General features: G+C 71.4%; 22 protein-coding genes. 12 read left to right on the forward strand and 10 right to left on the reverse strand.

Features of this window, described 5'->3' with window-relative positions:
* Positions 1-63: 63 nt before the first annotated feature.
* Both IEY89_RS06905 and IEY89_RS06910 read right to left on the reverse strand, forming a co-directional pair.
* Positions 64-1614, reverse strand: a complete 1551-nt coding sequence (locus IEY89_RS06905; RefSeq protein ID WP_189146364.1) for a sugar ABC transporter ATP-binding protein — start codon at positions 1612-1614, stop codon at positions 64-66.
* Positions 1601-2698 carry a substrate-binding domain-containing protein gene (locus IEY89_RS06910; RefSeq protein WP_189146365.1) on the reverse strand — a complete coding sequence of 366 codons (1098 nt, stop codon included), beginning with the start codon at positions 2696-2698 and terminating at the stop codon, positions 1601-1603. Before IEY89_RS06910 ends, IEY89_RS06905 begins: the two co-directional genes overlap by 14 nt.
* A 575-nt stretch (positions 2699-3273) precedes the next feature.
* Between IEY89_RS06910 and IEY89_RS06915 the strand changes: the two genes are divergently transcribed.
* Genes IEY89_RS06915 through mtnB form a run of 3 tightly spaced genes read left to right on the forward strand, consistent with a single transcriptional unit; the run spans position 3274 to position 5302 of the window.
* Complete coding sequence (locus IEY89_RS06915) at positions 3274-3873, forward strand: 1,2-dihydroxy-3-keto-5-methylthiopentene dioxygenase (protein WP_189146366.1); 600 nt, start codon at positions 3274-3276, stop codon at positions 3871-3873.
* A 56-nt stretch (positions 3874-3929) separates the two neighbouring features.
* Positions 3930-4685, forward strand: a complete 756-nt coding sequence (gene mtnC, locus IEY89_RS06920; RefSeq protein WP_189146497.1) for an acireductone synthase — start codon at positions 3930-3932, stop codon at positions 4683-4685.
* Positions 4682-5302, forward strand: coding sequence for a methylthioribulose 1-phosphate dehydratase (mtnB, locus tag IEY89_RS06925; RefSeq protein ID WP_189146367.1), 621 nt, complete (start codon positions 4682-4684; stop codon positions 5300-5302). Before mtnC ends, mtnB begins: the two co-directional genes overlap by 4 nt.
* A 92-nt stretch (positions 5303-5394) precedes the next feature.
* Here the strand turns inward: mtnB and mtnA are convergent, their stop codons facing one another.
* Complete coding sequence (gene mtnA, locus IEY89_RS06930) at positions 5395-6435, reverse strand: S-methyl-5-thioribose-1-phosphate isomerase (protein ID WP_189146368.1); 1041 nt, start codon at positions 6433-6435, stop codon at positions 5395-5397.
* A 317-nt stretch (positions 6436-6752) separates the two neighbouring features.
* Between mtnA and IEY89_RS06935 the strand changes: the two genes are divergently transcribed.
* The 8 genes from IEY89_RS06935 (at position 6753) to IEY89_RS06970 (ending at position 15542) form a co-directional block, all read left to right on the forward strand.
* Positions 6753-7805 carry a BMP family ABC transporter substrate-binding protein gene (locus tag IEY89_RS06935; protein WP_189146369.1) on the forward strand — a complete coding sequence of 351 codons (1053 nt, stop codon included), beginning with the start codon at positions 6753-6755 and terminating at the stop codon, positions 7803-7805.
* Positions 7783-9342 carry an ABC transporter ATP-binding protein gene (locus IEY89_RS06940; protein ID WP_189146370.1) on the forward strand — a complete coding sequence of 520 codons (1560 nt, stop codon included), beginning with the start codon at positions 7783-7785 and terminating at the stop codon, positions 9340-9342. The genes IEY89_RS06935 and IEY89_RS06940 overlap by 23 nt, the downstream gene beginning before the upstream one ends.
* Position 9343: 1 nt before the next feature.
* Positions 9344-10456 (forward strand): ABC transporter permease, encoded by a 1113-nt coding sequence (locus tag IEY89_RS06945; protein ID WP_189146371.1) that lies wholly within the window; start codon positions 9344-9346, stop codon positions 10454-10456.
* A complete protein-coding gene (locus IEY89_RS06950; protein ID WP_189146372.1) occupies positions 10456-11334 on the forward strand; it encodes an ABC transporter permease in 879 nt (292 codons plus the stop codon). Before IEY89_RS06945 ends, IEY89_RS06950 begins: the two co-directional genes overlap by 1 nt.
* Positions 11331-12110, forward strand: a complete 780-nt coding sequence (locus IEY89_RS06955; protein WP_189146373.1) for a nucleoside phosphorylase — start codon at positions 11331-11333, stop codon at positions 12108-12110. Before IEY89_RS06950 ends, IEY89_RS06955 begins: the two co-directional genes overlap by 4 nt.
* On the forward strand, positions 12107-13408 hold the full coding sequence (locus tag IEY89_RS06960) for an amidohydrolase (RefSeq protein ID WP_189146374.1): 1302 nt from the start codon (positions 12107-12109) through the stop codon (positions 13406-13408). The genes IEY89_RS06955 and IEY89_RS06960 overlap by 4 nt, the downstream gene beginning before the upstream one ends.
* Positions 13409-13616: 208 nt before the next feature.
* Positions 13617-14288, forward strand: coding sequence for a FadR/GntR family transcriptional regulator (locus tag IEY89_RS06965; RefSeq protein WP_189146375.1), 672 nt, complete (start codon positions 13617-13619; stop codon positions 14286-14288).
* Between the two features lie 249 nt (positions 14289-14537).
* Complete coding sequence (locus tag IEY89_RS06970) at positions 14538-15542, forward strand: PAC2 family protein (protein ID WP_189146376.1); 1005 nt, start codon at positions 14538-14540, stop codon at positions 15540-15542.
* Positions 15543-15617: 75 nt separating this feature from the next.
* On the opposite strand, the gene IEY89_RS06975 is transcribed toward IEY89_RS06970, so the two are convergent.
* The 5 genes from IEY89_RS06975 to IEY89_RS06995 all read right to left on the reverse strand — a co-directional run bounded on the left by IEY89_RS06975 (position 15618) and on the right by IEY89_RS06995 (position 20357).
* The gene (locus IEY89_RS06975) at positions 15618-16583 is read right to left on the reverse strand and encodes an SMP-30/gluconolactonase/LRE family protein (RefSeq protein ID WP_189146377.1); all 966 of its coding nucleotides are present in this window, start codon (positions 16581-16583) and stop codon (positions 15618-15620) included.
* 243 nt (positions 16584-16826) lie between these two features.
* On the reverse strand, positions 16827-18056 hold the full coding sequence (gene mshC, locus IEY89_RS06980; protein WP_189146378.1) for a cysteine--1-D-myo-inosityl 2-amino-2-deoxy-alpha-D-glucopyranoside ligase: 1230 nt from the start codon (positions 18054-18056) through the stop codon (positions 16827-16829).
* Between the two features lie 145 nt (positions 18057-18201).
* Positions 18202-19038 (reverse strand): SCO1664 family protein, encoded by an 837-nt coding sequence (locus IEY89_RS06985; RefSeq protein WP_189146379.1) that lies wholly within the window; start codon positions 19036-19038, stop codon positions 18202-18204.
* Positions 19002-19592 (reverse strand): DUF3090 domain-containing protein, encoded by a 591-nt coding sequence (locus IEY89_RS06990; RefSeq protein ID WP_189146380.1) that lies wholly within the window; start codon positions 19590-19592, stop codon positions 19002-19004. The genes IEY89_RS06985 and IEY89_RS06990 overlap by 37 nt, the downstream gene beginning before the upstream one ends.
* Positions 19593-19670: 78 nt before the next feature.
* On the reverse strand, positions 19671-20357 hold the full coding sequence (locus tag IEY89_RS06995) for a histidine phosphatase family protein (RefSeq protein ID WP_189146381.1): 687 nt from the start codon (positions 20355-20357) through the stop codon (positions 19671-19673).
* Positions 20358-20434: 77 nt separating this feature from the next.
* Between IEY89_RS06995 and corA the strand changes: the two genes are divergently transcribed.
* The gene (gene corA / locus IEY89_RS07000; protein WP_189146498.1) at positions 20435-21439 is read left to right on the forward strand and encodes a magnesium/cobalt transporter CorA; all 1005 of its coding nucleotides are present in this window, start codon (positions 20435-20437) and stop codon (positions 21437-21439) included.
* A gap of 28 nt (positions 21440-21467) precedes the next feature.
* Here corA and IEY89_RS07005 read toward each other — a convergent pair whose 3' ends face one another.
* On the reverse strand, positions 21468-22256 hold the full coding sequence (locus IEY89_RS07005) for a ferritin-like domain-containing protein (protein WP_189146382.1): 789 nt from the start codon (positions 22254-22256) through the stop codon (positions 21468-21470).
* A 285-nt stretch (positions 22257-22541) separates the two neighbouring features.
* Positions 22542-23597 (reverse strand): LLM class F420-dependent oxidoreductase, encoded by a 1056-nt coding sequence (locus IEY89_RS07010; RefSeq protein WP_189146383.1) that lies wholly within the window; start codon positions 23595-23597, stop codon positions 22542-22544.
* Between the last annotated feature and the right edge of the window lie 33 nt (positions 23598-23630).

The following is a 23630-nucleotide window of genomic DNA, read 5'->3' on the forward strand; positions in this document are numbered from 1 at the left end:
CGCGCCCGCCAGCCCCGCCGGGCAACGTCACTCCGCTACCCGTCACCCACAGAGCGCCCCTCATCAGACCGACGCCGAGATCGTCTGGATCACTCGGTCGCGTTCCGCGTCCTCGCCGTACGCGTCGAGGTGGATCTCGCCGGCCGCGAGGACGACGACCCGGTCGGCGATCTCCAGGATCTCGTCGACGTCGGCGGACAGGACCAGGACGGCGGCGCCCTCGGCTGCCAGGGCGCGGGCTCGGCGGCCGATGTCGCGCCGGGCGCCGATGTCCACGCCTCGGAACGGCTCGTCCAGGATGAGGACGCGAGGGCGTTCTGCGAGCCAGCGGCCGACGACGACCTTCTGCTGGTTGCCGCCGGAAAGCTCCTCGACGGTGCTGTGCTCGTCACGGGCGACGACGCCGAGTGCCTCGATGGTGTCGCGGCCGAGGGCGTCCTCCTTGGAGCGGTTCACCAGCCCGGCCGTCGAAAGGGACTTGAGGAACGGCAGCGAGATGTTCTGGGCGAGCGACCAGCCGGGAACCAGGGCGTCCGCGTGACGGTCCTCGGGGACGAGGTGGATGCCGGCCCGGATCGCGTCGGCGGGGCGGCGCGGCGCGTACGCCTTGCCGTCCAGTTCCACGGCTCCGGTGGCGAAGGGTTCCGCGCCGAAGAGGCCGCGGGCCAGTTCCGTCTTGCCGGCGCCCAACAGGCCGACGACGCCGGTGACTTCGCCCGCGCGCAGATCCAGGTCCTGGGGGGTGCGTCCGTCCAGGAGGCGTACGCCGCGCAGGGACAGGAGGGTCTCGCCGGGGGCAGACTCGGCGCGGGGGCGGGCCGTGGTCGCCTCCTGGGCCTGGGCGAGCATGGCGCGCAGGGCGCTGTCCCAGTCGAAGGGCTTGACCTGGTCCTCGGTGAGACGGCCGTCTCGCAGGACGACCAGCCGGTCCGCCAGGGCGTCGATCTCGCCGAGGCGGTGGGAGACGTAGAGGACCGCGATGCCGTCGTCGCGCATCCGCTCGACCAGGGCGAACAGGCGCTCCGCCTCCGCCGCCGAGAGCGCCGACGTCGGTTCGTCAAGGATCAGGAGCCTCGGGCGAGTGGCCAGGGCGCGGGCCAGGATCAGCAACTGGCGGTCGGAGATGCCGAGTTCGGTGACGTCCCGCTTGAGCAGGGCGTCGCTCCAGCCGAGGTCCAGGGCCGACTGGATCTCGCGGGCGCGGGCCAGCACGCGGCGCCCGTTCAGGAACGGGTTGCCGCGCGCCTGGGCGAGCTCCTCGAAGACCAGGTTCTCGGCGACCGTCAGCCCGGGAACGATGCCCTCACCGATCCGCTGGTGCACCGTCTGGATGCCCAGCTGGCGGGCGGCGAGCGGTGATTGCAGGGCAGCGTGGGCCCCGTTCACCGTCACTTCGCCGCCGTGGTCCGTGTGGACGCCGGACAGGATCTTGATGAGCGTGGACTTGCCGGCCCCGTTCGCACCGAGCAGCGCGACGACCCTGCCCGGCGCGATGTCCAGCGAGACGGACTCCAGGACCGTCTTTCCGCCGAAGGCCATGCTGACGTCCCGCAGACCGACCGCGGGCGCCGCGCCGTCCTGCCCGGATGGTTCGGGCGCCTCAGTGGGCGACATTGGCGATCCAGTCGGCCGTGCTGACCTGGGAGAGGTTCAGCGCGGGCAGCGCGGTGCGCAGCTGGTCCATGTTCTGGATGTTCTTGCTCTTCAGGAAGGCCTGGGTGATGGCGACGGCCGGGAACTCGACCGAGGTCTTGTTCAGCCGTCCGGCCAGCTCCAGGGCGGCCGTACGGACGACCGCGGCGCCGACGGCGGACGGGTCGGTGCCCGCCGTGGCGACCCAGGGGCTGCCCGAGGCGGTCATGTTCTGGATGTCGGCGTTGGAGACGTCCGCGCCGAACACCTTCACCTTGTCCTGCAGCTTCTTGTTCTGCACGGCGAGGACGGTCCCCTTGGCCAGCTCGTCGTAGGGGGCGAAGATGCCCGTCACGTCCGAGTGCTGGGTGAGCGCGGCGGAGACCAGCGGCACGTTGTCCGTGGCGGTCGAGTCGGTGACCTTGCCGACCTTGAAGGCCTGCTTCCAGCCGTTGGCGTCGACCGTCGACTTCCAGACACTGTCGCGCTTGTCGAGGGCCGCGTAGCCGGCGACGTTGACGTAGCCGACCTTGGCGTTCTTGCCGAGTTCCGTCGCCATCACGTCGAGGACGGCCTGGGCCATGCTCGCGTCGTCCTGCTTGGTGCTGACGACGCCCTTCGTGGCGGTCTCCACGTCGTAGACGACGACCTTGACGCCCTTCTTCACGGCCTTGTCTATCTCGGGCTGGATCGTCGACGGGAAGCCGTGGTCCACGATGATCGCCTGAGCGCCGGAGTTGATCGCCGACGACAGGTCGGTGGCCTGCTTGGCGTTGTCGGCCTGGGCGTCGTACACGGTCAGGTCGATGCCGAGGGCCTTGGCCTGCGCCTTGGCGCCGTTGCCCCACTGCTCGAAGTAGTCGCCGGCGCCGCTCTGCCGGACCAGCGCGACCTTGACCGTGCCCTTGTCGAAGGGGGCGGGCTTCGTGCCGGTGGCGGCGGACGCGGAGGCTGCCGTGTCGCCGGTGTCCTTGGAGGCGTTCGTCGACTGCGAGCAGCCCGCGAGGAAGAGCGCCGAGACGGAGGCCAGCGAGAGCGCGGCGAGGGGGAGGCGGGTGCGGGGCATGCGGGACTCCAGGTGCAGGGCAGTACGGGAGGGAGGGATGAGGATGAAGCGGCGCGTTGGCCGCAAGGCGTAGGCGCGGGAGTGTCCGGCCCTGAGCGCGATGTGGCGGCGTGGGACGAAAGCCACGCACGGCCGGGGCGTCTCGGGTACTCCAGGTCGGATCAGCGACAGCGGGCTGTGGTCGACCGGAGCAAGTCCACGTACAGCCGCCGCACGAGCAGCAGCGTCTTCATAGGGAGATCATGAGAACGTTTCCAGCCATTCGTCAAAGCCCTGGACACCAGATCTCAGCATATGGAACGCCTGATTCGTCACACTCTGCCGAGCCCCCGACCGGAGTTACCATCACGGGACCGGCACCCGACCCGGGACAGTGAGGCTTCCGATGATGACGACACCCGGCGCGACAGCGGTACGACGCTGTACCGACGCACCGTGTCGCGGCTGTCGCGACTGACGACCGGCCCCGGCCCCTCCTGCTTCCCCCCACTCCCGCTCCTCCCCCGGCCCTCCCCTCCCTCCGCTTGCCTTCGTTTCGTTGTCGAAATCCCTTCCAGCCCTCTGGAGTTGCTCCCATGACCCTGCTGACGACCTGGCCCGAGTCCGGCCCGGAGACCGTCGTACGCCGTACCTCCGACCCGGCCGAGATCGCCGCCGCGCTGGCCCCGATCGGGGTGCGCTACGAGCAGTGGCCGATCCGTGAGGACGTGCCCGCGGACGCCGACAGCGACACCGTGTTCGCCGCGTACGGCCCGGAGATCGACAGGCTGAACGCCGAGGAGGGCTTCACCACGGTCGACGTCCTCGGTCTGCACCCCAGCGACGACCCGGAGTTCCCGGCGAAGGCGAAGGCGGCCCGCGCGAAGTTCCTCCAGGAGCACACGCACGACGACGATGACGAGGTCCGCTTCTTCGTCTCCGGCTCCGGCATCTTCTATCTGCACGTGGGCGGCGAGGTCCACGCCGTGTACTGCGAGAAGGGCGACCTGCTGGGCGTACCGCGCGGCACCACGCACTGGTTCGACATGGGCACCAGCCCCGCCTTCACCGCGATCCGCTTCTTCCACGAGGAGGACGGCTGGATCGGCAACTTCACCGGCTCGACCATCGCCTCCCGCTTCCCGGACTACGACACGATCGATGCCGGGTTCCAGCGGGACAGGGCCGCCGCGTGACCCTGCGGGACGAGGGGGCCGGCGAGGGGACCGCCGAGAGGGCCGACACGTACGCCGTGGACGGTGTGGACGCCGTGGTGCTCGACATCGAGGGCACCACGAGCGCCACGGGGTTCGTCGTCGACGTGCTGTATCCGTACTCCCGCTCTCGTTTCGGAGCACTGCTCTCGGAGCGGAGCGGTGATCCGGAAGTGGCGCGAGCGGTGGCACAGGTGCGCGAGCTGATCGACGAGCCCGCCGCCGACGCCGTACTCGTCGAGAAGACCCTCAACGCCTGGCTGGACGAGGACCGCAAGGCGACGCCCCTCAAGACGCTCCAGGGCGTCATCTGGTCCGAGGGCTTCGCGCGCGGCGATCTCGTCTCGCACTTCTACGACGACGTCCTGCCGGCGTTGCGTGCCTGGCACGCGGCGGGTCTCCGGCTCTACGTCTACTCCTCCGGGTCGGTCGCCGCGCAGCGCGCGTGGTTCGCGTCCACCCCGGAGGGCGACCTCCTGCCCCTCGTGTCGGGCCTGTACGACACCGAGAACGCGGGACCCAAGCAGGAGGCGGAGTCGTACCGACGTATCGCGGAGGCCACCGGCACCACGGATCCGAGCCGGCTCCTCTTCCTCTCCGACCGGCCGGGCGAGCTGGACGCGGCGCGCGCCGCCGGATGGCGGACCGTCGGGATCCGGCGCCCCGGGGAGCCCTACTACGAGCAGGGCGTCGGGGACCACGCTCAGGCGGGGACGTTCGACGAGATCAGCATCACCGGTTCCATCAGTTCCACCGGTTCAACCAGTTCCATCAGTTCGAGGAGCGCCACGTGACCGCCGACATCAGCACGCCCGACCTGGAGGAGGCGGGGGCGGTACTCGCCGCCGAGTCCGCACGCTTCGCCTCCTTCGGCTGGATGCGGGGCACCTCCGGGAACCTGTCCGTGGTGCTGTCCCGGGATCCGCTGCTCCTGGCGGTCACCGCGAGCGGCCACGACAAGGGTGAACTGACGCCTGCGGACGTGGTGTTGGTGGATGCGCAGGGTGCGGCGGTGAACGGCGGCAAGCCGTCCGCCGAGGCCGAGCTGCACGCCCGGGTCGCCGCGCTGACCGGCGCCGGCGCGGTGGTCCACGTGCACACCGTGGCGTCCGTGGCGATGGGCCGGCGCGAGCCCGGCGGGATCGTGTTCAGGGACATCGAGATGCTCAAGGGCGTCGGCCAGCCCGCCCACGACGCCGAGGTGCCCCTGCCTGTCATCACCAACAGCCAGGACATGAAGGTGCTCGGCGACCGTCTGGAGGCGGCGCGTGACCCCCGGATGCCGGCCGTCGTGGTCGCGGGACACGGGCTGTACGTGTGGGGGGACGACCCCCGTCAGGCGCGACACCACACCGAAGTCGTCGAGTGGCTGCTGGAGTTGGAGCTCAGCGCTCCGCGGGACGGACGGTAGTCAAACCGCGGGGCGGTGGGGGCTGAGCGCGCCCCGCGGCGCAGCCGCAGACAGATACGGCCCCGCGCCCCTGACGGGGGCGCGGGGAATCGTCACTTCAAGCGGTCAACCGGGAGTTCTCCGGCGGACACCTCCAGCACGCCCCGCTCGGTGACCAGCCCCGTCACCAGTCGTCCCGGCGTCACGTCGAACGCCGGGTTGTGGCCGCGTGACCCGGCGGGCGCCGTCCGTACGCCCGACCACTCCAACACCTCGTCCTCGCCCCGGAGTTCGATGTGGATGTCGTCGCCGGTGGCCGTGGCCAGGTCGACCGTGGTCGTGGGGGCCGCCACCAGGAACGGGATTCCGGCGTCCGCGCAGGCAAGCGCGACGCCGACCGTGCCGACCTTGTTGGCGGTGTCGCCGTTGGCCGCGATCCGGTCCGCGCCGACGATCGCCGCGTCGACCTCGCCGCGCAGGATCGTGCCGGCCGCGGCCCCGTCCGCCTGGACGTAGTGCGGGATGCCCTCCTGGACCAGCTCCCAGGCGGTCAGGCGCGAGCCCTGGAGCAGCGGGCGCGTCTCGTCGGCGTACACGACCTCCAGCCGGCCACGCGCGTGCAGTTCACGGATGACGCCAAGTGCCGTACCCCATCCGGCCGTTGCGAGCGCGCCGGTGTTGCAGTGGGTCAGGACGCGCAGCGGGCGGTCACCGACGGTCCCGGCGACACGCTTGAGGAGCCAGTCGGCGCCGTGCGCGCCCATCGCGCGGTTGCCGTCGACGTCCTCGCGCTGGACGGCGGCGGCCTCTTCGAGGACCGCTTCCAGGCCCTCCTCGAAGCGGGTCATGACCCGGTCCACGCACACCATGAGGTTGACCGCGGTGGGCCGGGCCTCACGGATCCGTGCCACGGCCGCCCGCACCTGGTCCTCGGTCCAGCCCTCGCGCTCGCCCTGGAGCAGCGCCAGGGCGACCCCGTACGCGCCCGCCGCGCCGATCGCGGGGGCGCCGCGTACGACGAGCCGCTGGATCGCGTCCACCAGGGTGTCCACATCGCGGACATCCCTGGTCTCGTTGCGGTGCGGCAGCAGGGTCTGGTCGATGAGCGCGAGGCTGTTTCCGGTCCAGCCGACGGCGCGCAGTTCCTGGGGCATGACGGGGCGCTCCTGAAGTTCCGACGGTGCGCGACACCGTACATGACCTCGGCGAACCACAGTTCGAGACAGCCGGGCGGGGATTCGAACTCCGGTGCTAGAGTCCAGCACCCGCACCCGTAGGGCCCATGTGAAGGAGGACGCGTGCTGCTCACCATGCGCCGCTTCCTCGACCACGGCCGGTGCGCGAGCGACGGCTGTCGACGCTGACCCGTCCGCCTCTGCCTCCCCTGTGCCGTCCGCCTTTCCCGCTCTCCCTCACCCGTGCTCAGCGCAGAACGCGGGTTGTGCCGTACGTACCTCCGGAAGGTCCCTCGATGCCTCGCAGATCCCGTCGTACGCTCCCGATGGCCGCCATGACCGTGCTGCTCGTCGCCGGTGCCACCGCCTGCAACGCCGCCGCGAAGGACGACGCCTCCTCCGACGCCAGTGCGGGCAGCGCGTCGTTCACACTGGTCACGCCGGACGCCGTCGGGCAGAACGAGTTCCTCAAGCTCGCCGTGACCGGCGTCAAGGCCGCCGCGAAGGCGCACAACGGCACCGAGAAGGTGTTCGAGTCCACCGACGCCGCCTCCCAGCAGCAGAACGTGCAGGCCGCCGTCGACGCGAAGCCCGACGTCGTCGTGCTGGTCGGCTTCGAGTTCGCGGACCTGGTCGCGCAGCAGGCCGCGGCGCATCCGAAGCAGCAGTTCCTGATGATCGACGCGTGCACGACGAGGGCGATCGACAACGTCAGCTGCGGGGTCTTCCGCGAGCACGAGGGTGTCTTCCTCGCGGGCGCGGAGGCCGGGCTGCTGAGCGAGAGCGGCAAGGTCGGTGCGGTGGACGTGCTGGACACGCCCGTGTTCCGGCGCTTCAGCGACCCGTTCGCGGCCGGCGCCCAGCATGTCGCCGCGAAGACGGAGACCGGCACCCGCTTCGTCGGCGGCCAGTCCCCGTTCGACGACTCGGCGCGCGCCAAGGAACAGGCGAACGACCTGCTCTCCAAGGGCTACGACCAGCTGATGGCGGCTGCCGCGGCCGGCAACTACGGCGTGTTCGAGGCGGCGAAGGCCAAGGGCGCGTTCGCGTACGGCGTCGACGTCAACCAGTGCCCCTCGGCGCCCGGCACGGTGGTCGACAATGTGATCAAGCGCACGGACATCGCCGTGGAGAAGGGCGTCGAGCAGGTCCTCGGCGGTCAGACGGGCACGACCACCTCGTACGGCCTGAAGGAGGGCGGCATCAGCCTCACGGGGCTGGAGAAGGGCGTCGACTCGTCCCAGTGCGTGATCGCCGAGCACCCCGACGTCCTGAAGAAGATCGAGGCGTTGCGCGACCAGATCGTGTCCGGAGAGCTGACGGTCGATGACCCCGCCGCCGTCGGCTGACCCGGAGACGCCGGCCGTCGAGCTCCGGGGAATCACCAAGCGGTTCCCCGGCACGCTCGCCAACGACGCCGTCGACCTGACCGTCCGGCGCGGCGAGATCCACGCCCTGATGGGCGAGAACGGCGCCGGCAAGTCGACGCTCATGTCGGTCCTGTACGGGATGGAACGCCCGGACGCCGGTTCGGTGCGGATCGACGGGCGCGAGGTCGTGTTCTCCGACCCGGGCGACGCGATGGCCGCCGGACTCGGCATGGTTCACCAGAGCTTCAAGCTGTTCGACTCGCTGACGGTCGCCGAGAACGTGGTGTACGCCGCCGAGCCGCGCCGTTTCGGCCTGGTGGACCGCGGTGCGGCCCGCCGCCGGGTGCGTGAGCTGGCCGAGGAGCACGGGCTCGCCGTCGATCCGGACGCCCGGGTGGGTGACCTGCCCGTCGGGCTGCGCCAGCGCGTGGAGATCCTGAAGCTGCTGCATCGCGGCGCCCGGACGCTCATCCTCGACGAGCCGACCGCCGTCCTCACCCCCGGCGAGGCGGACGCCCTGTTCGCGGTCCTCAAGTCCCTTGCCGCACAAGGCCGTACGGTCATCCTGGTCACGCACAAACTCCGCGAGGTCCTCGAAGGCAGCGACAACGTCACGGTGTTGCGGGACGGCCACGTCGTCGCCCGGCTGGTCACCGCCGAGACGTCCGCCGCCGAGATCGCCGCCGCGATGACCGGCCGCGCCGTGGAACTCGACCGCGTCCACTCCGCCGGCACCCCGGGCGACGTGATCCTGGACGTCACCGACCTCGCGACGGACGGCGTACGGGACGTCCGGCTCACCGTCCGCGCCGGGGAGATCGTCGGGATCGCGGGCGTCGCCGGCAACGGCCAGAGCGAGCTGGTGGAAGCCCTGGCAGGCCTGCGTCCGGTGACCTCGGGGCGGGTCGCGCTGCTCGGCGACGACATCACACACGCCTCGGCGACCGAGCGCCGCGCCCAGGGTCTGGCGTACGTCCCCGAGGACCGCCACGCCGTCGGTACGGCGCCCGCCGCGTCCGTCGCGGACAACCTGGCGATGGGCCACCACCGTACGTCGCTGTCCGCACGTGGCCTGCTGCCGCCCGCCGCCGTACGAGGTCACGCGCGGCGCCTGATCGAGCGCTTCGGCATCAAGGCGGTGTCCCCGGAGGTGCCCGGGTCCTCGCTGTCCGGCGGCAACCTGCAGAAGCTGCTCATCGGACGCGAACTCGCCCACGACGCCCCGCTGTTGCTGGTCGAGCAGCCCACGCGCGGAGTGGACATCGGCGCCGTCCAGAACATCCACGACCAGCTGATCGCCTACCGCGACGCCGGCCATGCCGTCCTGCTCGTCTCGGCAGAGCTGAGCGAGATCCGCGGGCTCGCTGACCGGGTCCTGGTGATGTACGAGGGCCGTGTGACGGCGGCGTACGAGAAGGCCGAGGCGGACGAGCGGACGCTGGGGCTCGCGATGGCGGGCGGCGCCGGCGGCTCGGCTCCGGTGACCCAAGTGGCCCCGGTGGAGGTCGGGGACTGACATGGAACAAGCACCCCGAACATCGCCAACAACCCTTATAGCGAGGGCCCTCCGCTCCCCCGTCGCCTTCTCGGTGCTCGCCGGGGTTGTCATCGGTGCCCTGTTCCTCGTCGGGACCGGCGCCGATCCGGTCGCCGCGTACGGCGCGGTGCTCAGCGGTTCGCTCGGCGCCGACGGCATCGGGCCGACGCTGACCACCCTGACGAGCGTGCTGGGGCTGGCCCTCGCGCTGGCCGTGCCGCTGCGCGCCGGGCTCATCAACCTGGGCGGGGACGGGCAGATGGTGCTCGGCGGGATGGCAGCCGCCGTGACCGGGCTGTACTCGCCGCTGCCCGCGCCCCTCACCGTCGTCCTCGCGCTGCTCGCGGGCATGGCGGCCGGTGCCGGGTACGCGGCCCTGGCCGCCCTGTGCGAGAACCGGTTCGGCGTACCGCTGCTGGTCAGCAGTCTGCTGCTCAGCTACCCGGCGGCGTCCTTCGCCTCCTATCTGGCCCGCTATCCGCTCAAGGAACCGGGCTCCAGCCTTCCCCAGACCCGGCAGCTCCCGGTCGGGGTCGCGCTGCCCGCGTTCGGTTCGTCGACCGTGACGGTCGGGCTGCTGCTGGTCGTGGTGGCCGCCGCCACGTACTGGTTCACCGACCGGCGCACCGCGTTCGGGTACGAGATGCGGATGACCGGCCTCAACTCCCGTTTCGCCGCCTACGCGGGCGTCGAGCGCAAGGGCCTCACGCTCCGGCTGCTGGCGGTGTCGGGCTCGCTGGCCGGACTCGTGGGCGCCATAGGCGTGTTGAGCTTCCCGTACCGTTTCCTCGACGGTTCGCTCACCGCGTCCGGCTACACCTGGACGGGCCTGACAGCGGCCCTGCTGGCCGGTGCCGCGCCCGTCGGCACGGTCCTCGCCTCCTTCTTCTTCGCCGTGCTCCAGGTGGGCGGCCTGTCGATGGAGCGGACCACCGAGGTACCGCGCGAGCTGACGCAGGTGCTCCAGGCGATCGTGATCGTGTTCCTGGCGGCGCGGCTGCGCTTCCCGCGCTTCGCCCGCAGACGCGACAACAAGCCATTCGACAATCCCGTCCCGCAGGGTCCGCAAAGCTCGCAAGGGGAGTTGGTCTGATGTTCTTCGACTCCGATCTCCTCATGTCGGCGCTGCGCGCGCTGACGCCGATCCTGCTGGCCTCGCTCGGCGGGGCGATCTGCGAACGGGCGGGTGTCTTCAACATCGGCCTCGAAGGCATGATGCTGATGGGCTGCTTCACCGCGGTGGCCACGAGCTGGTTCACCGGCAGCCCCTGGCTCGGCGTGCTGGCGGCGGCGCTCGCCTCCGCCGTGTACTCCCTGATCCTGGCCGTGGGCGCGGTGACCCTGCGCGGGGATGCGGTGGTGCTCGGAATCGCCCTCAATCTCCTGGCAGTCGGCCTGACCAGCTTCCTCCTCCGTACCGTCTTCGGCGTGCAGGGCACTTTTGACGATCCGTCACTGGCCGGGCTGCCGTTGGTCGGTGGCTTCTCGCCGCTCGCGTATCTGGCGTGGGCGGCGGTCGGAGTGGCCGCTCTGATGCTGTCCCGGCATGTGTGGGGGCTCAGGCTGCGCGGGGTCGGCGAGGCACCGGACGCGGCGGCCACGCTCGGCGTGAGCCCGGTCAGGTACCAGTACGGGGCCGTGCTCGTGTCGGGGGTGCTGTGCGGGCTCGCGGGGGCCCAACTCGCGCTCGGCAACGTCACGTTGTTCTCCGAGAACATGACGGCGGGACGCGGCTGGATCGCGGTCGTCGCGGTCATGCTCGGCCGTGCGCTGCCGCTCGGCGTGCTGCTGGCCGCGCTGCTGTTCGGCCTCTCGGAGGCGGCCGGTTTCCGGCTCCAGGGCCTCGGTCTGCCGCAGCAGGCGACCGACGCCGCGCCGTACGTCGTCACCCTCGGCGCCCTCTTCCTGACGACGGCCCGCCGCCGTCGCCGCACCCCTTCCACGTCCCCTTCCGCTGGAGCCGTCTCATGACGCAGGACCTGTTGCCCGTCACCCGGATACCCCGCACGGGGCTGCCGCCGCGTGCGCTGGTCGTCGGCGACCCGCTGCGCGCCGCTCTCGTCGGCGCCAAGCTGGAGGGCGCGCAGGAGGTGTCGTACCACCGCGAATACCGCGTGTTCAGCGGGAGTTGGAAGGGCGTGCCGATGGTGGTCGCCTCGCACGGGGTGGGCGCTCCGGGGGCGATCCTGCTGTTCCAGGAGCTGGCGGACGCCGGTGTGCGGACCTTCCTGCGGTTCGGTACGGCGGGGGCGATGAAACCGGGGATCGGCGACGGGGACCTCGTCATCGCCGAGGCCGCCGTCCGGGACGACGGTGTCACCCAGCAGTTGCTGCCCCCGGAGTACCCGGCGGTGTCCTCCCCCGAGGCGGTGCTCGCGCTTCAGCGGGCGGCGCGCGAGGCGGGCGCCCCGCACCACCGGGGCATCGTGTGGACGCGGGCCGCCTTCCAGCCCGGTCTCCTCCCCCTCTTCTCCTACGAGGGCGCCGGACTCGCCGCCATCGAGATGGAGCTGAGCGCGCTGCTGGTGACGGCCTCGCTGCGTGGACTGGTCGCGGGCGGAGTGGTCGTCATCGACGGGGCGAACGCGGACGAACTCGTCGACGAGACCGCCACCGGCGGTTACAACCCGCACCGGGAGATCGTGGCGGAAGGCGTCGAACGCGGCGCGGTCGTGTCGCTGGAGGCCCTGCGTCTGCTGGCCGCGAACGAGGCCGGGGCCGCCGACGACGAGGAGTACGGCGTATGAGCGAGCACATCGATCTCCTGGTGCACGGCGGTGACGTCCTCACCGTCGACGAGACCGGAACCGTCGTACACGACGGCGCGGTTGCCGTCCGGGACGGCGAGATCGTCGCCGTCGGCCCCACCGAGGAGCTGACAACCCGGTTCACAGCCGACGAGTCCCTTGACGCCGCGAACTGCCTTGTCCTGCCCGGCCTGGTCAACACGCACACCCATCTCGCGATGACGCTCCTGCGCGGCCGGGCCGACGACGTCACCCTCCAGGGCTTCCTGGAGCGCGTGCTGAAGTGGGAGGCCCGGCTGCTCTCGCCTGCGAACGTGGCGGCGGCCGTCCGCGTCGCGGTCGCCGAGAGCGTACGGGCCGGGGTGACCTCCGCGCTCGACATGTACTGGTTCCACGAGGCGGCCGAACAGGCGGCGCGCGAGACGGGCTGGCGGCTGCACACCGGCCCCACCTTCATGGACGTGCCGGGACCGCCCGACGGCATCGCCTACGAGGAGCGGCTGGCGTGGGCCCGGCAGGACCTGGCCGCCCGTGGCACCCCCCGCCCCGGCCACCGCCCGATCCTCTTCGCCCACTCCACCTACACCCTCTCGCCCGGGCAGCTCGTCGAAATCGCCGCCCTGGCACGGGAGTTCGGCGCCCTGCTGCACATCCACGCCGCCGAGAACGCGACCGAGGTCGCCACCGTCGAGGTGCGGTACGGCAAGCGTCCCGTGGAGTTGCTCGACTCGCTCGGGCTGCTGGGCCCCGACCTGCTGCTGGCCCACGCCGTGGACCTGACCGGGCCGGAGATCGCGGCGCTGGCCCGCACCGGCACGTCCGTCGCCCACTGTCCCGTCTCGAACCTGAAGCTCGGCTGCGGCATCGCGCCCGTGCCCCGGCTGCTCAGCGCCGGTGTGACCGTCGGGCTCGGCACGGACGGGGCCGTCAGCTCCAACACCCTGGACGTGCTGGGGGCGGTGCGGCAGGCGGCCCTCGTGCACAAGGCGGGCGGCGACCCCACGGCCGTCGGCGCGGAACAGGCAGTACGCATGGCGACCGTCGAGGGCGCGAAGGCACTGGGCCTGGGCGACCTGCTCGGCTCCCTGGAGGCCGGCAAGCGGGCCGACCTGATCGTGCTCGGCCTCGGCGCACCGCATCTGCGGCCCCGGCACGACCCCTGGTCCACGCTCGCGTACGCGGCGCACTCGGCGGACGTCCGGGACACCGTCGTGGACGGCAGGGTCCTCATGCGGAACCGGACCCTGACCACACTCGACGAGGCCGCCGCACTCGCCGACCTGGAAACACTGGCCTGACACCGGCGAGGACGGTGGGCCCGGCATCCGTACGGACTGCCGGGCCGACACCCGAACGTGCTGCCGAACCGGCAGCCCGCAGGTACCGTTCCCGCCACCCGTAGGGCACCCCCGTACGGGCTGACATCGCATTTTGTGGTCCGTTCAGCCCATCGAACCCCCATAATGGCCTGAGACATCGGATGTCTGAACGACTGGGAGGCCCGCCATGGCAGTCACCGACGAGGCGATCGAGAAGATCAAGGGGATGATCGTCTCCGGGTCGCTGCGCCCCGGCGACCGGCTGCCCAAGGAGAGCGAGCTGGCCGCCGAACTCGGGCTGTCCCGCAACTCCCTGCGGGAGGCGGTGCGCGCCCTGTCGCTCATCCGGATCCTCGACGTACGGCAGGGCGACGGCACCTACGTCACCAGCCTGGATCCGCAACTCCTGCTCGAAGCGATGAGCTTCGTCGTCGACTTCCACCGCGACGACACGGTCCTGGAGTTCCTGGCCGTGCGCCGCATCCTGGAGCCGGCCGCCACCGCGATGTCGGCGACCCGTATCAGCGAGCAGCAGTTGGACGCGCTGTCCGCCCAGTTGGAGCGGCTGGGCGGTGAGCCGTCGGTCGAGGAACTGGTCGCCGCCGACCTGGAGTTCCACCGGGGAATCGTGCAGAGCTCCGGCAACTCGGTGCTCTGTTCCCTCCTCGACGGTCTCTCCGGGCCCACCACCCGGGCCAGGATCTGGCGCGGTCTGACCCAGGAGGACGCGGTCAGCCGCACCCTGCACGAGCACCGGGCGATCCTGGGCGCCCTGCGCGACCGGGACGCGGAGGCGGCGCGGTCATGGGCGACAGTGCACATCGCGAGCGTGGAGCAGTGGCTGAGGTCGACCCTCTAGCCCGCTCGGACGCCGTATCGGAAACACACACCGGAAACACACACCGGAAGCCGTATCGGAACCCTCAGGACCGACTGCCCGACCGCTCGGATGAATGCGGGGGTGGTAAGGGGTGGCTCAAGGATGGTGTTTCGGGGGGTCTATCGGGGCAGTGATCCGTTCACTCCCCTGCAAGGGGGCTGCGGGCGCCCCCGCCGCACGCCGTAAGGTTGGGTGGTCAAGCGAGGGCACGTCGGAAGGAGGCGCTGGGTGATCGAGCTGGAGGGGGTTCCCGAGCTGATCGACCCAGTCATGGTGGCCGCGTTCGAGGGGTGGAACGACGCCGGCGACGCCGCTTCCAGCGCGGTAGCGCATCTGGACCGGGAGTGGAAGGGCGAGGTGTTCGCGGCGCTCGACGCCGAGGACTACTACGACTTCCAGGTCAACCGCCCCACCGTGTGGCTGGACAACGGTGTCCGCAAGATCACCTGGCCGACGACCAGGCTGTCCGTGGTCAGGGTCGGCGGCGACAAGCCCCGTGACCTCGTGCTGGTCCGGGGCATCGAGCCGTCGATGCGCTGGCGCTCGTTCTGCAACGAGCTGCTGGGCTTCGCGCACGAACTGGGCGTGGAGCTGGTGGTGGTCCTGGGCGCTCTGCTCGGCGACACCCCGCACACCCGTCCGGTTCCGGTCAGCGGGGTCACGTCCGACGCGGATCTGGCCCAGCGGATGGATCTGGAGGAGACCAAGTACGAGGGCCCCACGGGCATCGTCGGCATCCTCCAGGAGGCGTGCACACACGCGGGCGTACCGGCGGTGTCGCTGTGGGCGGCGGTCCCGCACTATGTGTCGCAGCCGCCCAACCCGAAGGCGACGCTGGCCCTCCTGAACCGCCTGGAGGACCTGATCGACATCCGCATCCCGCTGGGCGAGCTGCCCGAGGACGCGCGCGCCTGGCAGGTCGGCGTGGACCAGCTGGCCGCCGAGGACAGTGAGGTCGCGGAGTACGTGCAGACGCTGGAGGAGGCCCGGGACACCGCCGAGCTGCCCGAGGCGACGGGCGAGGCGATCGCCCGCGAGTTCGAACGCTATCTGCGCCGCCGCGACGGCACCGGCCCGGCGGGCCCCGGCCCGGCCTCCGGCGGCCACGCCACCGCGGACGGCACCGACAGCGCGTCGTACCTCCGGGACAACCCGACGCCCCGCCCGAAACCGCAGCCGCCGAAGCCGCCCCAGCTGCCGAGCACGGACGACGAGGACTCCCCGGAGGAGTGAGCGGCCAGGTACGGGGAAGGGCCGGTGCGCACCACGCGCACCGGCCCTTCCCCGTACGTCACGTCCCGGCGTCCGTCAGCGCTCCACCGCGACCACGGCGTACGTCGTCTCGGGCGTCGGCGTCGTCGTGAAGCGGGCGTTGGGCAGATACAGCCGGTTCCGGTACGCGGCCACCGTGCTCGGCACATCGAAGTCCGGGTCGGTGATGCGCCGCCGGAAGACCCCGCTGCTCCCGTCCTGGGACAGCGTGAACACGTCGATCGCGTTCTGCCGGTTCTGTACGACGTACAGCGTGCGCCCGATCAGCAGCAGGCCGTCGCCGTTGGTGAGCGGGGCCGCGTCCCCGAGGCCGACGAGCCTGGTGACCCCGGTGCGCGGGTCCACCCGGTGCAGTGCGCCGACCCCGGACTGGACGACGAGCAGCGCCTTCCCGTCGGGCGTCGCGGTGATCCCGTTGGCGTGGACGACCTCGCCGGGCACCTGGCTCCAGTCGCCGCTCAGGGTGATCCGTACGACGTCGCCGGCGCCCGGAAGCGCGCCGCCCCGGCCGAGCGGGAGGACGTACAGGGCCGGCTGGAAGGAGTCGGTGAAGACCGCCGCGCGCCGGGTCAGGAACACGTCGTTGGCGAAGGTGGGGGTCGCCGTGGTGAGGGCGTACGAGGCGAGGACGGCACCGGTGCGGATGTCCACGACCCGGGCGCCCTGGGCGCGGGCGGCGACGAACAGCCGTCCCTGGCCGTCGAGTTTGAGGCCGACGGACGGGGTACCGGGCCCGGTGGAGATGATCTCGCCGCCGCCGGTGCGCAGGTCGGCGCGGTAGATCGAGCCGTTGCCGAGCGAGCCCAGGTAGGCGTAGGGGCCCGCGCCGGTGGCTATGCCTTCCGGGCGGAAGCCGTTGGGCAGCGGTATCAGGGTCGGCAGGGTCTTCGGGGAGGCGGCGGCCGGTGAGGCGACCAGGGCGGCGGAGACGGTGGCGGCGCCCGCTGCGAGGAGTCCCCGGCGGCTGACGTGGCGTGCGAAGGAACCGTGTGTGGGTGCCACGGGGCTTCCTTCCGGGAAGGGACCGGCAGTTGGCCGGTCCTGCGGGTCAACTGACCCTGCCACCACATCACATGCCGACTCCCGCCACAGCCCGCCCCGGAGACTCGACAGCACCTCGACAGCTGTGGACGGCTCGCGTGGGCCGACCGGCCTCGACCGGCTCCCCCAGGCCGCGGGCCCACGCACAGGAGCGCCGAGCGGCTGCGAACCGGCCGGCGCCCCGCCCCGTACGGGGACTCCGCTCTACAGCGCCACGCCCAGCAGGGCGTCCACGGCACGGGACACGACGCCGGGGCCGCCCTCGTCCGTACCGCCCCGCTCCGCCTGGAGGACAGCCCAGCGGTCCACGGCGGCCAGTGCGGCCGGGGCGTCCAGGTCGTTCGCGAGAGCCTCGCGCAGTTCCTCGACGAGCACGTCGGCGGACGGCCCGTCGGGCCGGGACACGGCGGCGCGCCAGCGCCCCAGCCGCGCGACGGCGTCAGCGAGAACCTGGTCGGTCCACTCCCAGTTGTCCCGGTAGTGGTGGGCGAGCAGGGCGAGCCGTATGGCGGCCGGGTCGACCCCCTCGCGGCGCAGCGCGGACACGAAGACGAGGTTGCCCTTGGACTTGGACATCTTCTCGCCGTCGAGCGCGACCATGCCCGCGTGGACGTACGCCTTGGCCATGGGGAACTCGCCGGTCAGTGCCTGGGCGTGCGAGGCGCCCATCTCGTGGTGCGGGAAGACGAGGTCGGAGCCGCCGCCCTGCACGTCGAAGCCCATGCCGAGGTGCTCCAGGGCGATGGCGACACACTCGATGTGCCATCCGGGGCGACCGCGGCCCAGCGAACCGCCGTCCCAGCTCGGCTCACCCTCCCGGGCGGCCATCCACAGCATCGGGTCGAGCGGGTTCTTCTTGCCCTGCCGGTCGGGGTCACCGCCGCGCTCGGCGGACAGCAGGCGCATGGCGGCGGCGTCCAGGTGGGACACCTTGCCGAAGTTCGGGTCGGACTCGACGGAGAAGTAGACGTCCCCTTCGAGCTCGTACGCCGCGCCCATGTCCCGGAGCCGCTCGACGAGCGGGACGATCCCGGGTATCGCCTCGACGGCGCCGATGTACTGCTTCGGGGGCAGCATCCGCAGGGCGGTCATGTCCTCCCGGAAGAGGGCGGTCTCCTTCTCGGCGAGCCCCGCCCAGTCGATCCCGTCGCGCACGGCCCGCTCCAGCAGCGGGTCGTCGACGTCGGTGACGTTCTGGACGTAGTGAACCTGCCGCTTGGCGTCGAGCCACACGCGTTGTACGAGGTCGAACGCGTTGTAGGTCGCCGCGTGACCCATGTGGGTCGCGTCGTACGGGGTGATGCCGCAGACGTAGATACGGGCGACGGGACCGGGGTCGAGGGTGACGAGACCGCCGGTCGCGGTGTCGTGGATCCTCAGGTCGCGGCCCTGACCAGTCAGGGCGGGGACCTCGGAAGCGGGCCAGGCATGCATGTCATGAGCGTAACCGGACGGATGTTCCGTATACGAGCCGGACCGGGTCCGGATGGCCGGGAAGAGGGTCTTGTGAGATTCCTCCCCACGTGCAGAGGGGGCTGACGGTGGCCTGACGGGACTCCCGCGACAGCCCCGCGCCGTGTCAGACGGGCGGCCAGGGAATCGCCGGCCACTCCCCGCTGGGCTCCGGATGCCTCCCTGACTCCAGCAACGCGTCCACACGTACGCGCGTGGCCTCGATCTCGTCGCTGGTGACCAGCTCGGCCAGCCGCACCGCCAGCGCTCCGCCCTCCCCCAGGGCACCTTTCAGCTCCGTCAGCACCGCGACCGCCTCCGGCGTCAGGGGCTCTCCGGCCCACCCCCACAGCAATGTCCGCAACTTGTTCTCGGCGTTGAAGGTGACCCCGTGGTCGATCCCGTACAGCCGCCCCTCGCCGCCCGGCAGCAGATGCCCGCCCTTGCGGTCCGCGTTGTTGATCACCGCGTCGAGCACGGCGAGCCGCCGCAGCCGCTCGTCGTCGGCGTGGACCAGCAGGGCCGTCTTCCCCTCGCCGACCTCGGCGAAGGCGATCGCCTTCCACCCGGGTCCGGGTTCCTCACCGTCGACCAGGGCGAGCAGCCGGCCGCCCTCGTCCGCCTCCGCGTCGATCCACAGCTGGCACATCCCCTCGCCGTACGGCCCCTCGCGCAGCACGGTCGGCGGGACCAGCCCCCAGCCGGTCGCCTCCGAGACCTCGAACGCCGCCATCTCGCGCTCGGCGAGGGTCCCGTCGGGGAAGTCCCACAGAGGCCGCTCACCGGCCACGGGCTTGTAGATGCAGGCGGCCTCCTGACCCTCGTACGAGACCGTGCAGTACAGCGCCGCGTTCGACGCCTCGCTGATCCGCCCGCGTACGGTCAGTTCACCCTCGGTGAGCAGTTCGGCGGGCGTACGGGTGGCCGTCACGCTCCGCGGCGGTATCCGTTCTGGCGCGGACATACGTGTCCTTCCGGGTCGAGCGGGAGGCTGCACAGGGGGCACGGCGGCCGGCCGGCGTTGACGACGTCGAGGGCGCGCCTGGCGAAGGCGCGGGCCTGTGCGCCGGTGAGCCGGACGCGCAGCATCGGAGGGCCGTTCTCCTCGTCCTGGAGGAGCCGCTCCTCGGCCTCGACGAGGTCCTCCTCGGACTCGGCGTCCAGTTCCACCAGTGCCTGCGCCTCGACGATCATGCGCTGCTCGTCGCCGTCCCAGGCGAGCGCCATCGTGCCGACCCGGAACTCCTCCTCGACAGGGGTGTCGAGGGGGCGGGTGTCGGACACCTCGGTGGGGGCGACGGCCGGGACGGCGGCACTGCCCCCGCTGCGGCGTACCACCTCGTCGAGCAGTTCGTCCATGCGTTCGGCGAGCGCGGCGACCTGGGTCTTCTCCAGTGCCACGCTGGTCACCCGGGGGCCGGCGGTGGCCTGGAGGAAGAACGTACGGCGCCCGGGCAGCCCGACCGTACCGGCCACGAAGCGGTCCGGGGGGTCGTAGAGGAACACCTGACGGGACACGTCCTGTCTCCATTGAATCGAATGATTTTCGGCATCCGCGGCGCTACCGCGACCGCTTCACCCTACTGCTGACGACGATCACGGTGCGCCCGCACCACCCCCGACCGCGGCCTCCTCCCCCGGAGGTCCCTCGCGCGGCGCCAGGGAGGCGAAGTCGCCGGTGTCCCCGAGGCGGACGAGAAACGGCCTGAGACGGGTGTAACGGATCGCGGTGATGGAACAAGGTTCTACGGACACCCGTTGAAAGAGGTCGAGATGAAGCCCGAGCGCGTCCGCGACAAGGGACTTGATGATGTCGCCGTGCGAGCACATGAGGTAGACGGCGTCGGCGCCGTGCTCGGCCTCCACGCGCGCGTTCCACTCGCGTACGGCTTCGGCCGCGCGCGTCTGCATGGCCCGCATGGACTCCCCGCCGGGGAAGGCCGCGGCGGTCGGGTGGGCCTGGACGACCTGCATCAGGGGCTCGTCCGTCAGCTCGGCGAGCTTGCGCCCGGACCAGTCCCCGTAGTCGCACTCGGTGATCCGCTCCTCGGTGTGCGGGCGCAGGTCCGGCCTGGCTTCGAGAAGGGGCCGGACCGTCTCCTGGCAGCGCTGGAGCGGGCTGGTGACGACCTCGGAGATCGGCAGCTCGGCGAGACGCCCGGGCAGCGCGGCGGCCTGCGCGGCGCCCCGCTCGTCGAGGGCGACTCCGGGTGTGCGGCCGGCGAGCACGCCAGAGGTGTTGGCGGTGGAACGTCCGTGCCGGACGAGGATCAGCGTGGGCATGCGGCCCAGGGTAGGCGTACGGCCCCCAGAGGGAGGCCGGAGTGCTTTTCCGGCCGGGCGGCGGGAGAATGCGCATCGTGATCGTCGACTGCGCCATCTACCGTGACGGACGCCGGAGGGAGGGGCCCGCGGACTTCTCCGACGCCCTCGACGAGTGCCGTGCGGACGACGTCGGGGACGCGTTCGTCTGGGTCGGCCTGCACGAGCCCACCGAGAAGGAGTTCGAGAAGGTCACGCAGGAGTTCGGACTGCACCCCCTGGCCGTCGAGGACGCCCTCCACGCGCATCAGCGGCCGAAGCTGGAGGTGTACGACGACTCGCTGTTCATGGTCCTCAAGCCGGTCGGATACGAGCCGAAGGCCGACATCGTCTCCTCCGGCGAGATCATGGTCTTCATCGGCGACTCCTTCGTCGTGACCGTGCGGCACGGCGAGGAGGCCCCCCTCGCGGCCGTGCGGCACCGGCTGGAGGCGGAGCCCGAGATGCTGCGCCACGGCCCCACGGCGGTGCTCTACACGATCGCCGACGCCGTCGTCGACCACTACGTGGAAGTGGCGGACGAACTGGGCACCGACCTGGAGGAGCTGGAGGCGGAGGTGTTCTCGCCGTCCGGCGGGGGCTCGCGCCACACGGCGTCCCGCATCTACACCTTCAAGCGCCAGATCCTGGAGTTCCGCCGCGCCACCGGCCCCCTGGCGGCACCGATCGGCAGGCTCGCGGGCACGGGCCTGTTCGGCGCGCGCGTTCCCTTCGTGCACGAGAAGGCCGAGCCCTTCTTCCGGGACGTCAGCGACCACCTCACGCGCGTGAACGAGTCCGTGGAGGGCCTCGACCGCCTGGTCTCCGACGTGCTCTCGGCCCATCTCGCGCAGATGAGCGTCCGGCAGAACGACGACATGCGGAAGATCTCCGCGTTCGCCGCCATGGCCGCGTTCCCCACGATGGTCGCGGGAATCTACGGCATGAACTTCGACCACATGCCGGAGCTGCGCTGGGTGTGGTCGTACCCGGCGCTGATCGCGGGGATGGCCGTGGTGGAGGTCCTGCTCTACCGGATGTTCAAGCGCCGGGGCTGGCTGTAGCGCGGTTGCCGTACCGCCCCTGGACGGCTCAGGCGAACTCGGGTGACGTGGTCGCCGGGCCGCCCAGGGCGTCGCGCCGCTCGGGCATGCGCAGGGAGACCATGCGGCGCCAGCCGACGGCGCGCTCGTAGACGTACACCGCGCGGATGCCCGCCGCGAGGAGCGCCGCCTTGGGCCTCGGCCAGCCCAGGACGCGCCCCATGTGCGACATCACCGCGAGGCTGACGTCCCGGTAGACGCGGATCTCGGCGAGCGCGCACTCGCGCAGCGTCCGCTGGATGGCGCGGCCATGACCGGCCGCCGCGAAGCGCAGGAGTTCCTCGTGGCAGTAGGCGAGGTGGTTGTCCTCGTCGCGGGAGATCATCCGCACCGCGCGGCCGAGGTCGGGGTGGTCGCCGAAGTGCCTGCGCAACAGCTCCATCTCCTCGGAGGCGCGCTGCTCGGTGACGCGGCTGTGGGCGAGGTAGGTGACGATGTCCGGCACGGTCAGCGGATGGTCGCTCTTGAGCTTCTCGTGCGAGAGACCGATGCCCCGCCGTTCCAGCAGCATCGTGTAGTCGGTGTCGGCCGGGACGTCGACGGGCTGGAGGCCGCGCTTCCTCATGAGGGCGTCGAAGATCCGCCCGTGCTTGTCCTCGTCCGCGCCGTGGCGGCTGATCCTGGGGGCGAGCGCGCGTTCGCTCGCCGGGACGAGCGCGGCGATCCGGGCGTTCTCCCAGCCGCCCTGGGACTCCCCGCCGGCCGCGATGGAGCAGAAGAGGCGGAAGGACTCGTCGTTGTCGAGGATCTCCTGGAACAGGCTCCTGGCCGAAAGCATGAGAGGCACCTCTCGCAGGTCTGCGGTGTTCCGCGAAAAACGTGGAAGAACATGTCAGACAACGAGTCAAATGCGGTACCCGGCACGCTGCAACACCTGCGCCCGACAACTCCGCCGAAAGAAGGACCGGCAAAGGCGCGTCAGGACGTAAGTACGAAGGCCCCGGCGGACGCGGGGGCCGTAACCGCCGGATCCGCGGCGCGTTGTGCTCCGTGACGGCCGTGGCGGGGAAGACCCCCGAGCCCCCACCACGGCCGCGGAACTTTCCGCTTCCGCTGACGTCCCCTATGCGAGCCCGGCGCGCTCCAGGGCGTCGGTGCCCGCCCGGAGCGAGGCGATCCGCTCGTCGAGCGTGAAGCCGGCCGGGGCGAGGGTGAGCGTGGTGACACCGGCCGCCGCATAGGCCTGCATCCGGTCGGCGATCCGGTCCACCGAGCCGAGCAGCGTCGTCTGGTCGATCAGGTCGTGCGGAATGGCGGCAGCGGCGCCCTGCTTGTCGCCGGACAGGTACTTGTCCTGGATCTCGGCGGCTTCCTTCTCGTACCCCATGCGCTGGGCGAGCTGGTTGTAGAAGTTCTGCTTGCGGCTGCCCATGCCGCCCACGTACAGGGCGGTGTACGGCCGGAAGGTGTCGGCGAGCGTCGCCACGTCCTTGTCGTCGCCGACGGCGAGCGGCAGCGTCGGACAGACGTCGAACCCTTCGAGGCTCTTGCCGGCCTTCTCGCGCCCCGCGCGCAGGTACTGGATGGCGGTGTCCTCGATGTGCGCGGCGGACGGGAAGATGAGCAGTGCCCCGTCGGCGATCTCGCCGGTCTGTTCGAGGTTCTTGGGGCCGATCGCGGCGATGTAGAGCGGGATGTGCTCGCGCTCGGGGTGCACGGTCAGCTTGATGGGCTTGCCCGGGCCGCCGGGCAGCGGCAGCGTCCAGTGCTCACCGTCGTGGGAGAGCCGCTCACGGCTCATCGCCTTGCGTACGATCTCCACGTACTCGCGCGTACGGGAGAGCGGCTTGTCGAACTTGACGCCGTACCAGCCCTCGGAGACCTGCGGGCCCGAGACACCGAGGCCGAGCCGGAACCGGCCGCCGGAGAGCGAGTCCAGCGTCGCGGCGGTCATCGCGGTCATCGCGGGCTGGCGGGCCGGAATCTGGAAGATGGCCGAGCCGACATCGATGCGCTCGGTCTGGGCGGCGACCCAGGTGAGCACGGTGGCCGCGTCCGAGCCGTAGGCCTCGGCGGCCCAGCAGACGGCGTATCCGAGGCGGTCGGCCTCCTGCGCGACGGCCAGATTGTCCGCGTCCATTCCGGCGCCCCAGTAGCCGAGGTTGATCCCGAGCTTCATGGCCGATTCCCCTTACCGATCAGTAACGTCCCT

The sequence above is a fragment of the Streptomyces lacrimifluminis genome, assembly GCF_014646095.1.
Classification (GTDB): domain Bacteria; phylum Actinomycetota; class Actinomycetes; order Streptomycetales; family Streptomycetaceae; genus Streptomyces; species Streptomyces lacrimifluminis.